Here is a 14,493-nt window from a genome sequence, read left to right on the forward strand (position 1 = left end):
ATTACCCTAAAAGCACAAACCGGATTGGAATAATTATTCTCGTTGCTCGAGGTGTGCCGTCGACAAGAGCGGGAGTGAATTCCATTGCACGACATGCCTTGACAGCCTGTTGGGCCGAACCATACCCCAGATCGTTCAATGCCGTTGCCCTTTTAACCTTACCGTCAATGTCGACCAGGATCCTGACCTTAATAACCCCTTCAATTTTATTTTCGAGCATTTCTTTGGTGTATTCCGGCTTGACCCGTTTCTTAAATTTCGGGGCGGACGTTATTGTGGTGGCCGAAACGATCTGACCTTTGACTTCTTCTTTGGTGGCGGTAATCGTATCAAGGTCTTTATTGATCGTATTACCCAGTTTACCGATAACCGCATCCGATAATTTCCCACCGCTTCCAATACCTTTCGAATAAACCTTTTTTAGTCCGTAAACACGGCGAACTTTCCTTTTTTTCGGCTTTTCTTCAACAATATCATCGACATTCTGTTTAAGCTCGGGCTTTTTGGTTAGATCGACCGGTTCCTTCTCTTCTGTCTTTTTTGCTGTTGGCTTTGGCTTTTCGATTTTTTTCGGCTCTGTTTTTTCTTCTTCAATAATAAACCGGGTTTTTATTCGTTCGATACGCTCGACGATCTTTTCGGGTTCCGTCTTTATCTTTTGTAAAAGCATGCCCAAGCCGATAAAGAGCGCTACTACCAGAAGAAGAATTATTTTAAACAGGCGCTCGATAAGCGGAGATGCGCTGGGAATATAGTGCTCATAGGCTTTCAGGAGTGCTTCATTTTGGTGTGCAGTCATGCTAGTCTTCTTCCAGAACCAGGATTGAATAATCGGAAAAGCCTGCCTTACTGCATGTAAACATCACGCGCTTGATAACATTGAACTGGACATCTTTATCGGCCTGTATCATGATTTCACGATTTTTGGTTGTATCGGTGATTTGTGCTTTCTGCAGCTTCATATAGTCAAATAAAAGCGGGATAAGCAATGAATCGGAGGAAAGGAAATTATCGTGTTTTGCAATGACATCACCGTTGGCCATCACCGCACTTCGGGTAATTTCCAGTGACGTAACGAGTTGGGGCGGTTTTTTTGATGTTGATACGGGAAGCTCGAGATCCTGCGAGGGGGTGATAATGTTGCCTTCAACCGAAAAGCTCTTGATAAGAAAAACAAGAAGAATGGTCATGACATCGATCAGTGACGTGAGCTGGGGCCTGAATGTGCCTGTGCCGGCAGTGCCTTCATGTTGCGACGATATCGTCGTATAACATCTCATGACTACTTGATACTTTCTACCTGGCCGGTTGCAGTTGAAAGTCCGATTTTATTAAATCCTGCGTCTCTGCATCTATCCATGACTCGTACGACATACTTGAAAAGAACTGCATCCCGAACCGCCACAACGATTTCATCTTTGATATCCGCTTTCTCCCGATGTTTTTTGAGGCTGGTAAAAAAGGCGTCATAATTGTAATTACCCTTTTCTACAGGCAGCGAATCGAGCATATGTTCCCCCTGGGTAATAGCAATGAACTTGGGCGCAACGACGGCGGTTAATTTCAATTTTGGTTTGCCGGATGAATTGTCGAGACCGGTACCGACATTGGGTGGAAGGCTGAATTCCAGTATGGATAGTTGTGTAAAGACCGCCATGGAAACAAGGAAAGGAATAAGAATAACAAACATGTTCATAACCGGCGTAACATCGATATCCGGTGTTTCGTCGAATTCCGATGGGGAGCGGGTACCTTTGTAAAATGAGAGACCGGTCATGATAATTTTTTCTTCATATAATTAAGAACTTTTACAACCGATTCGTCGAGGTCTTTGGTCAGCTGCTGCTGCTTATTGTTGAGCATGGTATAAAAGACCATGCAGGGTACGGCCACAGTAAGCCCGAAAGCCGTGGTGTTCATTGCCTGGGATATTCCCTGGGCCAGAAGGGCCGCTTTTTTCGATGCTTCCACCGAAGCCAGAGAAGAGAATGAGAGCTGAAGACCGGTAATAGTACCCAGTAGTCCAAGCAGTGTGGCTATATTGGCAAAGAGTGCGAGGTAATTGAGCCGCTGTGACATTTTCGGCATTTCCTTTATCGCAGTTTCTTCAACCCCTTCACGAATATCATCAATTGTCATCCCGCTTTCAAAACGCTCAACCGCGGTACGAAGCAAAATACTGAGCGGCCCCTTTTTGCAGCAGACAGCCTTTTTTGCCTCCTCCGTTTTATTGTTGTTCAGGGCCCGGGCAATTTCCGCCACCAGCCTGGCGCCGTTACCATGACAAATGATAAAATAGAAAATCAGCCGTTCTATCAATACGGCGAGCGCTACGGCAAGCACCACCAGAATGATCCACATAAACGGACCACCGGCGTTGAAATGCTTTGCAAGGGTTTCAATCATCAGGACTTCTCCTTATTAAATTTGGAATCGATAAAATAATACAAGGATACGCTGATATGAGATCGGGAAAAGAAAATAATGAACAAGGAGTTTGCAAGTATTGTACCAATTGATTTTGCCGAATACAGAGGTCATTAATTACTCGTATCGGTATACACGGCGGCGGTTCCAACTTTTCAAATAAAAAAACTATGCCGGAATGATATATACAAATGATATATATCATTGCCTGTGAGAACGATGACGGTTTGAAGCAAACCGACTAATGGTAAAACGGGATTTAGAATACGAGGCGGTAAAATTAATTATTGTTCGGCTTCTTTTTTATCCAGTGCCATATTTTTTTTCACAAAATCATTTTTAGCCGATGTATCGATATCAAATTGTTCCTGGGCGAATTTGCCGTCTTTGTTAACGGAGATTCTTTGTCCGGCAACGATCGTTTTCCATGTTTCCAGCGGCACTTCATAGGGCCCGGGAATTTCTTCAGGACCGGGAATTTCGGTTACACCCGTTGAAGGTTGCGTTTTCTTTTTTTTCTTTTTCAGGCGGTCGGCCGGGCCCACCGCAACTTTGCCGTCATAAACATCAACAGAGGTCGATGAATCTTTATCTGTGTTGATATTGAACACCGTTCCACGGATTGCGGCCACAGCTGTTGGCGTGGCGACTTGAAACTCATCGCCCTGGGTTACCATCTTTTTCATGTTCACCCATATGCGGCCGATACTGCTTTTGGTTTTCGTGGTCTTTTCACTGGATTCTTCGATGGTGATTTTGGTGCTTTCATCCATGCGTAGGATCTGGCCCTTCGAATATCGTATCTCTACAAAACTTTCCGGTTGCGTATAGAGTTGGTCGCCGACTTTCAATGGCATGTTCGGCCGAACATTACGCCAGTTTTCACTTCCTTTGCGCAGCATCCCGGCCTTTCCTTCAAGAGCACCGACCCGGGCCACCGGCTGGGCGGATACAAAAACACTGCATATGCCGACAAGTATACCACTGTAAATGAAACCTTTTTCCATGTATATTCTCCTTTCAATAGGACTTTTCTTATATACTGCAATTTTCAAGGTTATGTCAGCCAGCTCCTGTCTGAGGTACCTTCAACACCTTTCACTTTCAGCTCAAAATCATCCGGATTGTTCGCATGCTGTTTTGCTGTCTGAAACGACACCATGTCGTCTTTGTAAAGTTGAAGCAGAGACTGATCGAACGTTTGCGAACCATACTGTGTATATCCTTCAGCTACGGCTCCCATAATGAGATGTGTTTTTTCCTGATTGAGAATATATTCGGCTACGGTGGCATTGTTAATCAGTATTTCGGCGGCAGGAACCCGTCCCGCGCCGTCTTTACGAGGGAGAAGACGCAGAGAAATGACCGCTACAAGAACATTGGAAAGGACAAGACGAATCTGATCATGCTGGTGCGGTGGGAAAAAGGAAACAATCCGGGTAATGGTTTCAACCGTATTCATGGTATGGAGGGTACTCATAACCAGGTGTCCGGTATCTGCCGCACTCAGACCGATTTCCATGGTTGTTTTATCCCGTATTTCGCCGATCAGGATTACATCCGGATCCTGCCGGAAACAGGAGCGCAATGCTGTTTGGAAACCATCGGTATCGGCGCCCAGTTCCCGTTGGACAACGATGCTTCGCTTATCTCTGTAAAGGTATTCGATCGGATCTTCGATAGTAACGATATTCATGGCGGCGGTATCGTTGATATGATCGATCATCGATGCCAACAGTGTCGATTTGCCGCTTCCGGTGGTGCCGGTAACCAGAATCAGGCCCCGTTTTTTCATTGCAATATCCAAAATGACATCCGGAACATTCAATTCTTCAAAATGAGGAACATCGGTCCGGATCGCCCGGATTGCCAGTGACGGTGTTCCGCGTTGCCGGAAAATATTTATCCTGAACCGGCCCACTCCCCGCTCGCCTTTAGCCATGTCCAGCTCGTTACGTTGCTGGTACATCCGGAGCTGGTCGTCGGTAAGAAGATCTTTGAGAATCTTATCAAGGTCGGCAACCGAAAGTGGATCGCTTTTTAGCCGGAAGAGTGTTCCATTAATTCGAAATATGGGAGGAGAGCCTACCCTGATATGCAGATCGGACGCATTCTTTTCAACCATAGCTTTCAGCAGAGCATGAATATCGATCATACACCCAGTTCCAGGAGACGGCGCGGTGAATGGGTCAGTACCCGGTTTCCATTTTTTTCTAATAATATCATATCTTCAATGCGAACACCACCAAAATCGGGCAAATAAATACCCGGCTCAATGGTTACTACTGCATTGGCTGGAAGGCGGGATTTGACTGCCGAGGCCACCCGGGGAGCTTCATGAATACGAAGGCCCACACCGTGGCCGGTTCCGTGGCCGAAATAATCTCCGAATCCATGATCTTTGATGATCGATCGTGCATGCCGGTCGAGGCCGGCTGCGGTAATGCCGGCACGGGCATGGGTGCGGGCATTTTTCCGGGCCTTCAAAACAACGGCGTAGATCTCCTTTTGTTTCGGGCCGGCCTTTCCGTATACCATCGTTCTGGTCATATCTGAACAGAATCCATCGACAGTACATCCGAAATCTACGAGTATCCAGTCTCCTTTTCTGAGTTGTGCCGATGATGGTTGACCGTGAGGGAGGGCCGATCGCGCACCGAAAAGAACAATTGTATCGAATGAGGGCTTTTCGGAACCGAACCGGGCGCAAAGGGCTTCAAGTTCCGCAGCAGCTTCTTTTTCGGTTATGCCCGTTTTCAGCCGAGGCAGGACTGACTTTAAAGCCCTATCGCCGATACGGGCCGCGGAAGCCATTGCGGTTATTTCTGACGAAAACTTGGGTATACAAAGGGATGAAACTGTGGTGGATAGCTTTACAAAGATGCACTTATTGCATTGCCGCTTCAAATCGTCGAACTGATCGAGTGTCACAATGTTTGATTGAATGCCGATCCTGCTTGATGGAGGTGCAATTTCGGCAAGAAAACCAAACCCGCTTTTGTTGTACTCAAAAAATTCCCACTCTCCGGTTTGTGCACAATGTTCTTTGCCGGCTTCTTTGTACCGGAAGTCGGAAATGAGATAATTATCCGATTTGGAAACCAGAAGAAAGGCCTGAGTTGAGCGAAACCCGCTGAAATAGCGGACATCGACAATGTCAGTAACCAGAATGTGGGTACAGTTACTTTTTTTTAGCAAGGATTTAAGTTGTGATAACCGCGATTTCACGAAGAATATCCTTTACCGTGATTTTGGCCTGCCTTTTTTCAGATTTTCTCTGATTTTTCTTTTGATACGGACCCCTTTAAGAGGCTTATCTCCCACTGCCTTCTTTGTTGATCTGCGGCTCTTTTTCTTTTTTGCTTGCGGGGCATCTTTTTTTTCTTTATTGGGTGGGACCGGCTGTTGTGGCCGAATTCCCGTCGCATTATCTTCTTCGGTCATTGTACTTTTAATTTCAACTAACCGATTCTGAATTCTTTCATTATCGGGATCCCGCTCCAGGAGTCTGGAGTATATCTGAACGGCAAGCCCAGCCTGGCCCTGTTGATAGTAAATATCAGCAAGGGTTGGCGTGAGTACATGATCGGGAATTGTTGGCGGTCCTTCATTTTCAGGCTCCGGCTCTTCCGGGGGAAACTCTTCTGCCGATATCTTTATTGCCTCCTGCATTTCATCGGTGGTTTCCTCAGCCGGATATCGATGTGATTCTCCGGATTTACTTTCCGGTTCTTCGAGTGGAGCGACTTCATCCATGGTCTCGGTCTCATTCGAAGGGACCGTATCCCGGTTCTTGCCGGATACCGGGGGTTCGTGAGATGAAGATACCTCCTCCAGTTCCCTTTCCCCGCTATCATCGCTGAATTCTGATATTTCCTCTTCAATCTCAACGTTACCAATCTCTTCGGGAAGGGATTGTTCGGTGGTTTGAGGACCGGCGTTTTCTCCTTCAATGGTATAAAAATCTCCACTCACCTGATCTCCCGAATCGTCCTCATCATCTGGAATAGCCTCGGCCAGTTCCCCGGAATCCAGAGACTCCTCCGGGAAAAGCTCACCAAGACGTTTTTCAATATCACTGCCCTCGATTTCCGGTGAAGGCTCTTCAATGATTGTATCTTCAACCTCGTCTGCTTGACGATTTTGAGCGGCTTCCAGATCTTCGCTCTTCAAGGCAATCGTTTCTTTAGTGCTCTCATCACTATCGGCGTTCTCATCCTGTGGAATATCAAACTCGGAAATCGAACTGTCGAGTTCAACCTGATCCACATCCTTGAGCATTGAGCTATCCTCGGCGGGATTTTCGGCATTTTCACCCGAAATATTATAGAATCCCCCGCCGACTTCTGTTTCCTCTTCTGCATCACTTTCATCATCCGGAATGATATCTTCTGCTGTCTGACCCCCGGCATCATCCGGGAACATCTCCTCGAGACGCTGACTGACATCGTCACCGGCGATGTCGGTCGGCAGGTCTACTGCGATTTCGTTAAGGGATTCATCCAGGGACTCTCCGATAGTGCTGAAATCTTCCGGTATGTGTTCCTCCGAGTCGCTGCCTTCAGTACGGGGTTGTTCCGAATCCTCAGTCTGGGGAGCCGTAGTATTGTCGGCGGTCTCCTCGGCAAACAGTTCAGTATCACTGTCCACTGTTTCATCGGTAACCGGTGGAGTATCCGATACTTGTTCTTCGGTTGGGCCGGCGGTGAGCATCTCACCAGGGCTGTCGTTGTCGACGGCGGTCTTTTCTTCAGAATCACTTCCCGAAAACATTTCATCGACCCGTTTGGTAAGATCTTCGCCGGTTACAGCAGCCTGTTCATCCGACACGTTGAGATCTTCGGTAGCCAGACCCTCCTGATTTTCCCGGTGGGCTTTTTCGGAGATAGCTTCATCAAAGGCGCTGCGGTCAATCGCTATCGTTTGTGCATCTTCAATAGAATCGGGGAGATAGTTTTCGGTTGTTATGGCCTTGTCAATCGATTCTTCTGCTGATGATGTATCGTAATTGGGTGTTTGAGTTTCAGGCTCCCGGGTATCCTCTTCAATGAGAGTGCTTTCTCCGGGAACTGATTCGTTTCCGTTTTCGGCAGGAGCGTTATCGTCGGCAGATGGTTCTTCGGTAGTGTCTTCAAACATCTCTTCGATTCGTGAAGTGACATCATCACCGCTGATATCCGAGTCTGCAGAAGAGACCGAAGCATCTTCGATCTTTGTATTTTCTTCTCCTTCGGGTTCGGCTGTTTGCATGGAGGTGTCACTCAAACGCTTTTCGGGTGCATTTGTCTCCTGGGCGATGTTGTCTTCAGCGTTGTCTTCGAACATCTCATTGATTCGCGAGGTAACATCATCACCACTGATATCCGTTTCACCACCCGATGGTTCGTCGGGGGGCGGGTGACCGTATTCCTGTTCAACGGTTCCGGTTGAATCAGATTCATAGGGCGTGTCGGTTTCTTTAGGTGGCTCGGAACCTTCACCGTGCTGATCGGTCTCGGGAAGATCAACGGTGGTGGTATCGGAAAGTTGTGATTTGTTAAGCGGCTTTTCATCAAACAATTCATCAATACGTGAAGTGACATCGTCACCCTTGATATCGGTATCGGCCCCGGTTTGTTCGGTTTCTGCCGCAGGTTGGGTGGATGTATCACGATCGGATTCCCGGCCGGTTTCGATCGCGGGTTCTTCCGGCTCCGGGGTGGAGTAAATTCCTGATTCGGGTTCCTGCGCGGCTTGTTCCGGCTTACCGGTGTCGGCTTGAGCAGGTGTACCGGTTGATTCTGCAGCCGGAGAGAGTTGATCATCCTCCCCTTGAGGGGGATATTTCTGCGTATCGGTATCGGCAGGGCTGGCGGACGGCACATCATTTTGATTGGTTTCCGCAGTCTCTTCCTCGAACATTTCTTCGATGCGCGAGGTAATATCCTCGCCACTGATATCCTCGGCAGGCGGCATATTCATCGTTTCGGGCTGGGATGGTTCAGGTGCCGCTGGTTGTGATGGTGTCTGTTCCAGCGAAGGCGTCTCCGATTCGTCGACAACCGGACCGGTCTCCTCCCCGAACATGGTTTCAACCCGTGATGCTATATCATCCGATGACGGGATATTGCCGAGATTTTCGGAGATCGGGGCGTCGGTCAATTCGGGGGTAAATGATTTTTCCTGTTGTTCCGATTCGCCGGATGGTCCTTCAATACTTTCTTCAATGATGGGGCTCTGGTCGGAATCTTCGATTTCGACAGCCGGCGCTTCACCGTTTTCATTGAACACCATGTCCATGCGATCGGCAATATCTGATCCGCTGATTTCATTATCGATTTCAGCAGTGAGATCGTCAACAGTCTCTTCAACTTCGATCTCACCCGTATCTGCAGGCGGTACCAGCTGTTCGACATCATCGGACGGTTCTGTAACGGATTGCTCGTATGACTGTTCTTCCTGCGGTTCAAAGAGTGGTTCTGCGGTTTCAGCGCCACTTTCAGCATGGTGCTCGGATACCTCCCCGGCATGCCCGGCACCTTCAGCAGAGGGGGGGCTCACCGGCGTTTCCGGCTGGTCGGACGTTTGAGGTTCAATACCGATGATGGAAAAAATATCGGTTTTTCCGGAACCTGTGTAATTGGCCGAAAGCTTTGCCAGCGAATCGTTTTCCAGATCCATTTTCAGGAGATATCCATACAGGTCGCCGGCTTTTTCATCCATACCCTGTTTTGAGAAAATGTCCGCCAGCATTTTTATGGCGACCATATTTCTTCTGTCAAGACGGCACACGTGAGTGAATTCCTGAATTGCTTCCTGCAGATTTTCCTGCTCAAGATAACACCGGCCAAGGATGATCCGTCCGGTGGCATACCAGGGATGCTTCTCAAGGCCGTCGACACTCAACTGGATTGCCTGAGGAATGTTTCCCTGTTTGCGGTAGGAATCCGCAAGGCGGGAAAATGCGAGGGACTGAGGATTTTCATTCAGCCGTTGTTCAAGCTGCTGGACTTCGGTATCTTTTTGTGATGACATGTTTAATGCTCCTTAAAGGCAACAGTCGGCAAGAGTGAATTATATCTCTCTTATCTCCGGCAGTGTTTAGCGACATTGCCGACAGTGACTTAAGAACAGATAACACTGATTGAATGAATTTTTTTAGATTTGTTTTGTATAAATACAGCGTTATGCAATTTAATAGTACTATTTAATAATAAGAATATCAATACATTAATAAATATAATCGGAGCGTCATGAAGAGCGGATTTTTTCGATAATGCTGCTTGTGGAATAACCCGATTTCAGTGAAACTATCTTAATTACGCCCCCATATTTTTCAACAACAGGTTTTTCGATTATGTTGTCGGGATAATCACCGCCTTTGACATGAATATCCGGTTTTAGTATTTCAAGAAAAGCAAGCGGATTTTCTTCCGAAAAAACAAAAACAGCATCGATCATACACAACGAAGCCAGTACTGCAGCCCGGTTCTGTTCGGACTGTATCGGACGGTTTGGCCCTTTCAATTTCCGAACACTCTCGTCCGAATTAATACCCACAACCAGGAGGTCGCCAAGCCGGGCTGCATCGGTAAGGTATTGGACATGGCCGCTATGAATAATATCAAAGCATCCGTTGGTGGTAACCAGTTTCTTTCCTTGTTTCCGGAGCGATTCCAGATGGCTCTGTAATTCGAATGGTGTGGTGAAAACTTTTTGAAATGGGTTGCATTTCATACAATGGCTTCAAATGGACAAATCCGACAGTACATATTGAATTCATAAATATACATAACGCAAAATTTGGAGGTGAAATCGTATAGGGAAACAAAAAAAAGCTAAAGTATTTATCTGTGGTGCCGATAAACGGAATAGGGTTTGATGTGTACGAAAAAAACGTGCAGAAGACGCCCGAAAGAATTTAAGTGCGCCGAAGTTTTGCCGATAATAATTATTAGAGAGTTTCGCTCTCATCAGGCGCAAGGATGAAAATGCCTGACATTACACCCCCAACAAGGATGTTGGCTTATGAGAATTAATCACAACATATCGTCCATGGTTGGACAGGGCTCCCTGCTCAGGGTGCACCGGGATATGAACAAGTCTCTGGAACGGCTTTCCACAGGGTTACGGATCAATTCAGCAGCAGATGACGCCGCCGGACTCGGTGTATCGGAAAACCTGAGAACCCAGGTACGCGGTCTCGGGCAGGCATCGAAGAACGCTCAGGATGCCATTGCCATGTTGAACATCGCCGACGGCGCGTTGCAGGAGCAGACAGAAATACTTCAACGGATGCGTGAGCTGGTGATCCAGGCACGAAACGACACCTATACCGAGACGGAACGGCTCTATATGGGGCAGGAATTCAGTCAATTGATGGATGAAATCGACCGGATCGCCGCGACCACCAATTACAACGGCATGCAGATTTTTGCCACCCCCGAGAAAAGCGGTGACAATCCCACTTACGCGGGGAACGATGCTTCTGGTACTCCTCATAAGCTGGGAGACGCCCGTACTGCCTGGGACAACAATGATGATTCGGTTTTTGGAGCGGACGACAATTCCAGTGCCCACCATTTTAACATGATGATCGGTGCCAATTACACCGCCGAGGATGCAGCGGCATTTAATTCCGGAACTGATGCCCAGTCTTATGATAAGAACGCGGCGAACATGATCACCATTCAGTTCGGACAGATGGATACTAATGTACTTTTAAGTACAATGGCGTCTTTTGCTGTGGATGCTGAGGACATAGTTGAAACCGACGGCAATGCTTTTGGCTGGGATGCTACCAATGATGTCTATGATGCTACTATGGCAGCAGCCTATGGTGGTGATGATGTGCAGAGTAAGTTCGAGTATCTGCTCGAGGTCCTTGATGGCGACTCGAATTTTTCAGGGACCGTCGGGGATGTGACCGGTCTTGAGCGGGTCAATAAGATGCGGGCTCAGATCGGCGCCATGACCAATCGCCTCGAACATGCCTTGACAAATATGGTGAATTCGCAGACCAACCAGCAGAGTGCCGAAAGTAAGATCCGGGACGCAGATTTTGCTTCAGAAAGCACGCAGTTTACCAGAAACCAGATCCTGAGCAGCTCGGCAACCGCCATGCTTGCCCAGTCCAATATGGTCCCTCAGGCAGTGCTACAGCTTTTATAATCAACCCATCAGAATATAATTTTATAAGGGAAGTCTTTGGCTTCCCTTTTTTTGTTTTCTATTCGTACTCATCTGTTACATACGAACAGAGTGTCATTATTCCAGTGGTTGTTAAATTAGCATGCTTGTATCTATCGCCGGCCTTAAATTCGCTCTGACCGGCAGTTGTGTCGGAGCAGAGATTATCGATGAGGCCACAGCCGAGTATTTAGGACCCTTTGCTTGTACCGGGGATGGTGACTCTGTGGATTTTACTCTCCGCGTAATGGATATTCATGCAATCAAAATGCCTGCAAATCTCCAAAGACGGCGGTATGAAATCCGATATGCTGAATCGGAAGGGCGGTTCTTTTTCGAAAATATCCATGCCAGAAGTGTAATCGATCCTTCAGAAAAAGTGATGAAGGCTTCATTTTTCAATCCCCGTGATCCTCAACGAGTAAGACTTTTACTTGCCCAGTTGCGCCTGCTCGTTTCACTATTGACACTCGAAAATCATGGCCTGCCGATTCATGGCGCGGCTCTCTACCGGAACAACCGGTGTGCCATCTTTTCGGGACCGTCCGGAACAGGGAAATCCACCATTGCCAATCTGTTATATCCCCAGTGGGGAATATTGAATGATGAATGTGTTGTTCTTCGCCCGGATTCGGACAAATATCATGCCTGGTCGACTCCTTTTGCAAACATGAACACCCGTTCCCGCTGCTCGGTAAGAAAATTTCCTGTCAATAAGCTATTTTTTATTAAACAGGGTACATCGCTTGAAACCACGGCCATGAATTTTACACAGAAATATTTTTCCCTGCTTCAAAGCGTCTATACCCTTCCAACAACCCGGGAGCATGGCGCTCTGGCGATGGAGACCGCCGAATCGGTCTGCAGATCCATTCCCATGGAAACACTCGTTTTCCCCCGCCACAAAGAAACCCTTTTAACGATTGATCGATTATTATAGGATACTATTATGAACTACACCTTGAAACCGAACCTTTCAATAAAAAAAGTTGCCGATGAACTCTTTGTGCTCAACCGGGAAACATCGGAGATCTGCAGTTTCAACAGCACGGGAGCATTCATCTTCGAATGTCTGCAACAGGGAAAGCCATTCGAAGACATTGCCGATCAATTAACCGAAAACTTCGAGGTTTCGATTGAAACCGCCCACAAAGATCTGGATGGATTTTTGCAACTTTGTGCCGACAATAAATTGCTTGAAACCACCGAATAAATGGCAGCGTATGCCCCCGAAAAACTTAGACGCCAAATTTGAAGCTCTGGGCTTACAGGGATATCCCAAAACAGCCACCGTAGAGGTGACCAACCGGTGCAATGCCCGGTGCGGTATCTGCTTTATCGATCACACAGCAGAGCACCAGGACCTTTCAACAGAAAAAATGTATTTCATTCTGGATAAACTCGCAGCCAACGGTGTCCTCAATGTGCTGATCAGCGGTGGCGAGCCCTTTCTCCGCAGCGATATTCTCCAAATACTGGAGCACGCAATCGGGAAGGATTTTTTTGGTCTTACCCTGTATACCAACGGGATAGTGCTTAATGATGACCATATACAATTTTTGATTGCCAACCGGCAGTGGTTTACTGAGATTAAAATGTCGGCCTTTTCTCATGATCCAAAGCTCAATGATGCCTGTTTTAATGTTCCCGGCGCCACAGAAAAGATAGTGCATAATGCGGAGCGTCTCGCCGGTGGGGGACTGAACGTGCGGTTTTCGGTTGTGGCGCTGGATTGCAATGTCGATACACTTCAGGCAACCGAACAATTCTACGCACAGCGGGGATTCTCGATTCAAGCCTCCCCTTTTCTTATCTGTACCCCCGGAAAGAACGGGACAAAGGACCCCCGGAATTTAAAAAAATTTATGCCCCGCTATTTCAACCATTACTCGAGGGAGAATATCGAAGCCTTCAAAAAGGTTATGAACAAACGGCTGGCCAATCCCGGTGACCATATCAGGCTTTGTCAGGGAAGTGTCATATCGATCATGGTTGGTCCCCGGGGTGATATAACTCCTTGCGTATCATTCCGGTCTATGAAAATCGGGTCTATTTTTGACCAACGGCCACTGAATGAAATCCTTCAGTCTTCACCAGCCTATAAACGTCTCAAGAACATGAAAAAGACCGATTTTGAACCCTGCAGGAGTTGCAGGTTTGTGGGATTCTGTGATGTGTGTCCCGGAAGAATCCATACCGCAACCGGAGAACTGGTGTATGCCGAACCGCAGACCTGTGAACATGCCCGGGCCCTCTATTCACTTATGCGGTCGTAGCAGGAGAACTATGGAGCATCTGGCAAAGGCACTCAACTGTTTTTTCTTTGACAAGGGAAACAAGGAGTTTGTTGTTCGGGGCGGATCAATGGCGCCGCTTTTACGTGACAGACAAAAGATAATAGTTGCCCCGCTCTCATCTCCTCTGAAACATGGGTGGTGTTATGTTTTCCGGGCAGGGGAAAAATTAATTATTCACCGGCTTGTCAGGGTGAAAAATGACAGGGCGCTGTTTGTTGGAGACCATTCTCCAAAGGTGCATGATATTCCTGTCTCTGATATTATCGGCCGGCCACTAATAAAGGAAAAATCGATGACCCGGTTGATAATTCATGCCATTAATTGTATCTTTTTACAGAGGCTCGGTTTTATTCCGAAGTCGTTCGTTGTCCGTACAAAGCTCATTCAAATAACCGCAGCATTCTTTAGCAAAGGCAAAGCATAATGGCCAGGAAACGCAAACCCTACGAAAAACCGGAAATAATAAAAGCGGTCATCTCCTCTGAGACCTTGAGCGCCCAATGCTCAGACCCTGTTGCCGTCGCCCCGGGATTTGTCGGATTTACAACTCCACTGTGTAATGGTTGCAGCAGCTGCAAAGAGGGTGTCGCCTCTGGATAGG

At 47.4% G+C, this 14,493-nt stretch carries 15 protein-coding genes; 6 read left to right on the forward strand and 9 right to left on the reverse strand.

Annotated elements, in window-relative coordinates; genetic code table 11:
* Nucleotide 1: 1 nt before the first annotated feature.
* The 9 genes from GF401_11160 to rfaE2 form a co-directional block, all read right to left on the reverse strand.
* The gene (locus tag GF401_11160) at nucleotides 2–799 is read right to left on the reverse strand and encodes a TonB family protein (protein ID MBD3345610.1); all 798 of its coding nucleotides are present in this window, start codon (nucleotides 797–799) and stop codon (nucleotides 2–4) included.
* 1 nt (nucleotide 800) lies between these two features.
* Nucleotides 801–1,280: a hypothetical protein gene (locus GF401_11165; protein ID MBD3345611.1), complete on the reverse strand. Its 480-nt coding sequence runs from the start codon at nucleotides 1,278–1,280 to the stop codon at nucleotides 801–803.
* Between the two features lie 2 nt (nucleotides 1,281–1,282).
* Nucleotides 1,283–1,777 carry a hypothetical protein gene (locus tag GF401_11170; GenBank protein MBD3345612.1) on the reverse strand — a complete coding sequence of 165 codons (495 nt, stop codon included), beginning with the start codon at nucleotides 1,775–1,777 and terminating at the stop codon, nucleotides 1,283–1,285.
* Nucleotides 1,774–2,406, reverse strand: a complete 633-nt coding sequence (locus GF401_11175) for a hypothetical protein (protein ID MBD3345613.1) — start codon at nucleotides 2,404–2,406, stop codon at nucleotides 1,774–1,776. The genes GF401_11170 and GF401_11175 overlap by 4 nt, the downstream gene beginning before the upstream one ends.
* 305 nt (nucleotides 2,407–2,711) lie before the next feature.
* Complete coding sequence (locus GF401_11180) at nucleotides 2,712–3,434, reverse strand: hypothetical protein (GenBank protein MBD3345614.1); 723 nt, start codon at nucleotides 3,432–3,434, stop codon at nucleotides 2,712–2,714.
* A 50-nt stretch (nucleotides 3,435–3,484) separates the two neighbouring features.
* Nucleotides 3,485–4,582, reverse strand: coding sequence for a PilT/PilU family type 4a pilus ATPase (locus GF401_11185; GenBank protein ID MBD3345615.1), 1,098 nt, complete (start codon nucleotides 4,580–4,582; stop codon nucleotides 3,485–3,487).
* On the reverse strand, nucleotides 4,579–5,655 hold the full coding sequence (locus GF401_11190; protein ID MBD3345616.1) for a M24 family metallopeptidase: 1,077 nt from the start codon (nucleotides 5,653–5,655) through the stop codon (nucleotides 4,579–4,581). The genes GF401_11185 and GF401_11190 overlap by 4 nt, the downstream gene beginning before the upstream one ends.
* 12 nt (nucleotides 5,656–5,667) lie before the next feature.
* The gene (locus GF401_11195) at nucleotides 5,668–9,441 is read right to left on the reverse strand and encodes a tetratricopeptide repeat protein (protein ID MBD3345617.1); all 3,774 of its coding nucleotides are present in this window, start codon (nucleotides 9,439–9,441) and stop codon (nucleotides 5,668–5,670) included.
* A 216-nt stretch (nucleotides 9,442–9,657) separates the two neighbouring features.
* The gene (gene rfaE2, locus GF401_11200) at nucleotides 9,658–10,143 is read right to left on the reverse strand and encodes a D-glycero-beta-D-manno-heptose 1-phosphate adenylyltransferase (protein ID MBD3345618.1); all 486 of its coding nucleotides are present in this window, start codon (nucleotides 10,141–10,143) and stop codon (nucleotides 9,658–9,660) included.
* A gap of 291 nt (nucleotides 10,144–10,434) precedes the next feature.
* Here rfaE2 and GF401_11205 point away from each other — a divergent pair, with 291 nt between their 5' ends.
* The 6 genes from GF401_11205 (at nucleotide 10,435) to GF401_11230 (ending at nucleotide 14,492) form a co-directional block, all read left to right on the forward strand.
* The gene (locus GF401_11205) at nucleotides 10,435–11,577 is read left to right on the forward strand and encodes a hypothetical protein (GenBank protein ID MBD3345619.1); all 1,143 of its coding nucleotides are present in this window, start codon (nucleotides 10,435–10,437) and stop codon (nucleotides 11,575–11,577) included.
* A gap of 121 nt (nucleotides 11,578–11,698) precedes the next feature.
* Nucleotides 11,699–12,535: a hypothetical protein gene (locus tag GF401_11210; protein ID MBD3345620.1), complete on the forward strand. Its 837-nt coding sequence runs from the start codon at nucleotides 11,699–11,701 to the stop codon at nucleotides 12,533–12,535.
* Nucleotides 12,536–12,544: 9 nt separating this feature from the next.
* Nucleotides 12,545–12,808, forward strand: a complete 264-nt coding sequence (locus tag GF401_11215; protein ID MBD3345621.1) for a PqqD family peptide modification chaperone — start codon at nucleotides 12,545–12,547, stop codon at nucleotides 12,806–12,808.
* The gene (locus GF401_11220; GenBank protein ID MBD3345622.1) at nucleotides 12,756–13,871 is read left to right on the forward strand and encodes a radical SAM protein; all 1,116 of its coding nucleotides are present in this window, start codon (nucleotides 12,756–12,758) and stop codon (nucleotides 13,869–13,871) included. Before GF401_11215 ends, GF401_11220 begins: the two co-directional genes overlap by 53 nt.
* Nucleotides 13,765–14,316: a hypothetical protein gene (locus GF401_11225; protein MBD3345623.1), complete on the forward strand. Its 552-nt coding sequence runs from the start codon at nucleotides 13,765–13,767 to the stop codon at nucleotides 14,314–14,316. Before GF401_11220 ends, GF401_11225 begins: the two co-directional genes overlap by 107 nt.
* On the forward strand, nucleotides 14,316–14,492 hold the full coding sequence (locus GF401_11230; protein ID MBD3345624.1) for a hypothetical protein: 177 nt from the start codon (nucleotides 14,316–14,318) through the stop codon (nucleotides 14,490–14,492). Before GF401_11225 ends, GF401_11230 begins: the two co-directional genes overlap by 1 nt.
* Nucleotide 14,493 lies beyond the last annotated feature (1 nt).

The sequence above is a fragment of the Chitinivibrionales bacterium genome, from assembly GCA_014728215.1.
Taxonomy (GTDB): domain Bacteria; phylum Fibrobacterota; class Chitinivibrionia; order Chitinivibrionales; family WJKA01; genus WJKA01.

Excerpts from the sequence above, each read along its gene's own strand:
- GF401_11160 (MBD3345610.1), bottom strand. The coding sequence starts at position 799 with ATGACTGCACACCAAAATGAAGCACTCCTGAAAGCCTATGAGCACTAT.
- GF401_11165 (MBD3345611.1), bottom strand. The coding sequence starts at position 1,280 with ATGAGATGTTATACGACGATATCGTCGCAACATGAAGGCACTGCCGGC.
- GF401_11170 (MBD3345612.1), bottom strand. The coding sequence starts at position 1,777 with ATGACCGGTCTCTCATTTTACAAAGGTACCCGCTCCCCATCGGAATTC.
- GF401_11175 (MBD3345613.1), bottom strand. The coding sequence starts at position 2,406 with ATGATTGAAACCCTTGCAAAGCATTTCAACGCCGGTGGTCCGTTTATG.
- GF401_11180 (MBD3345614.1), bottom strand. The coding sequence starts at position 3,434 with ATGGAAAAAGGTTTCATTTACAGTGGTATACTTGTCGGCATATGCAGT.
- GF401_11185 (MBD3345615.1), bottom strand. The coding sequence starts at position 4,582 with ATGATCGATATTCATGCTCTGCTGAAAGCTATGGTTGAAAAGAATGCG.
- GF401_11195 (MBD3345617.1), bottom strand. The coding sequence starts at position 9,441 with ATGTCATCACAAAAAGATACCGAAGTCCAGCAGCTTGAACAACGGCTG.
- rfaE2 (MBD3345618.1), bottom strand. The coding sequence starts at position 10,143 with ATGAAATGCAACCCATTTCAAAAAGTTTTCACCACACCATTCGAATTA.
- GF401_11205 (MBD3345619.1), top strand. The coding sequence starts at position 10,435 with ATGAGAATTAATCACAACATATCGTCCATGGTTGGACAGGGCTCCCTG.
- GF401_11210 (MBD3345620.1), top strand. The coding sequence starts at position 11,699 with ATGCTTGTATCTATCGCCGGCCTTAAATTCGCTCTGACCGGCAGTTGT.
- GF401_11215 (MBD3345621.1), top strand. The coding sequence starts at position 12,545 with ATGAACTACACCTTGAAACCGAACCTTTCAATAAAAAAAGTTGCCGAT.
- GF401_11220 (MBD3345622.1), top strand. The coding sequence starts at position 12,756 with ATGGATTTTTGCAACTTTGTGCCGACAATAAATTGCTTGAAACCACCG.
- GF401_11230 (MBD3345624.1), top strand. The coding sequence starts at position 14,316 with ATGGCCAGGAAACGCAAACCCTACGAAAAACCGGAAATAATAAAAGCG.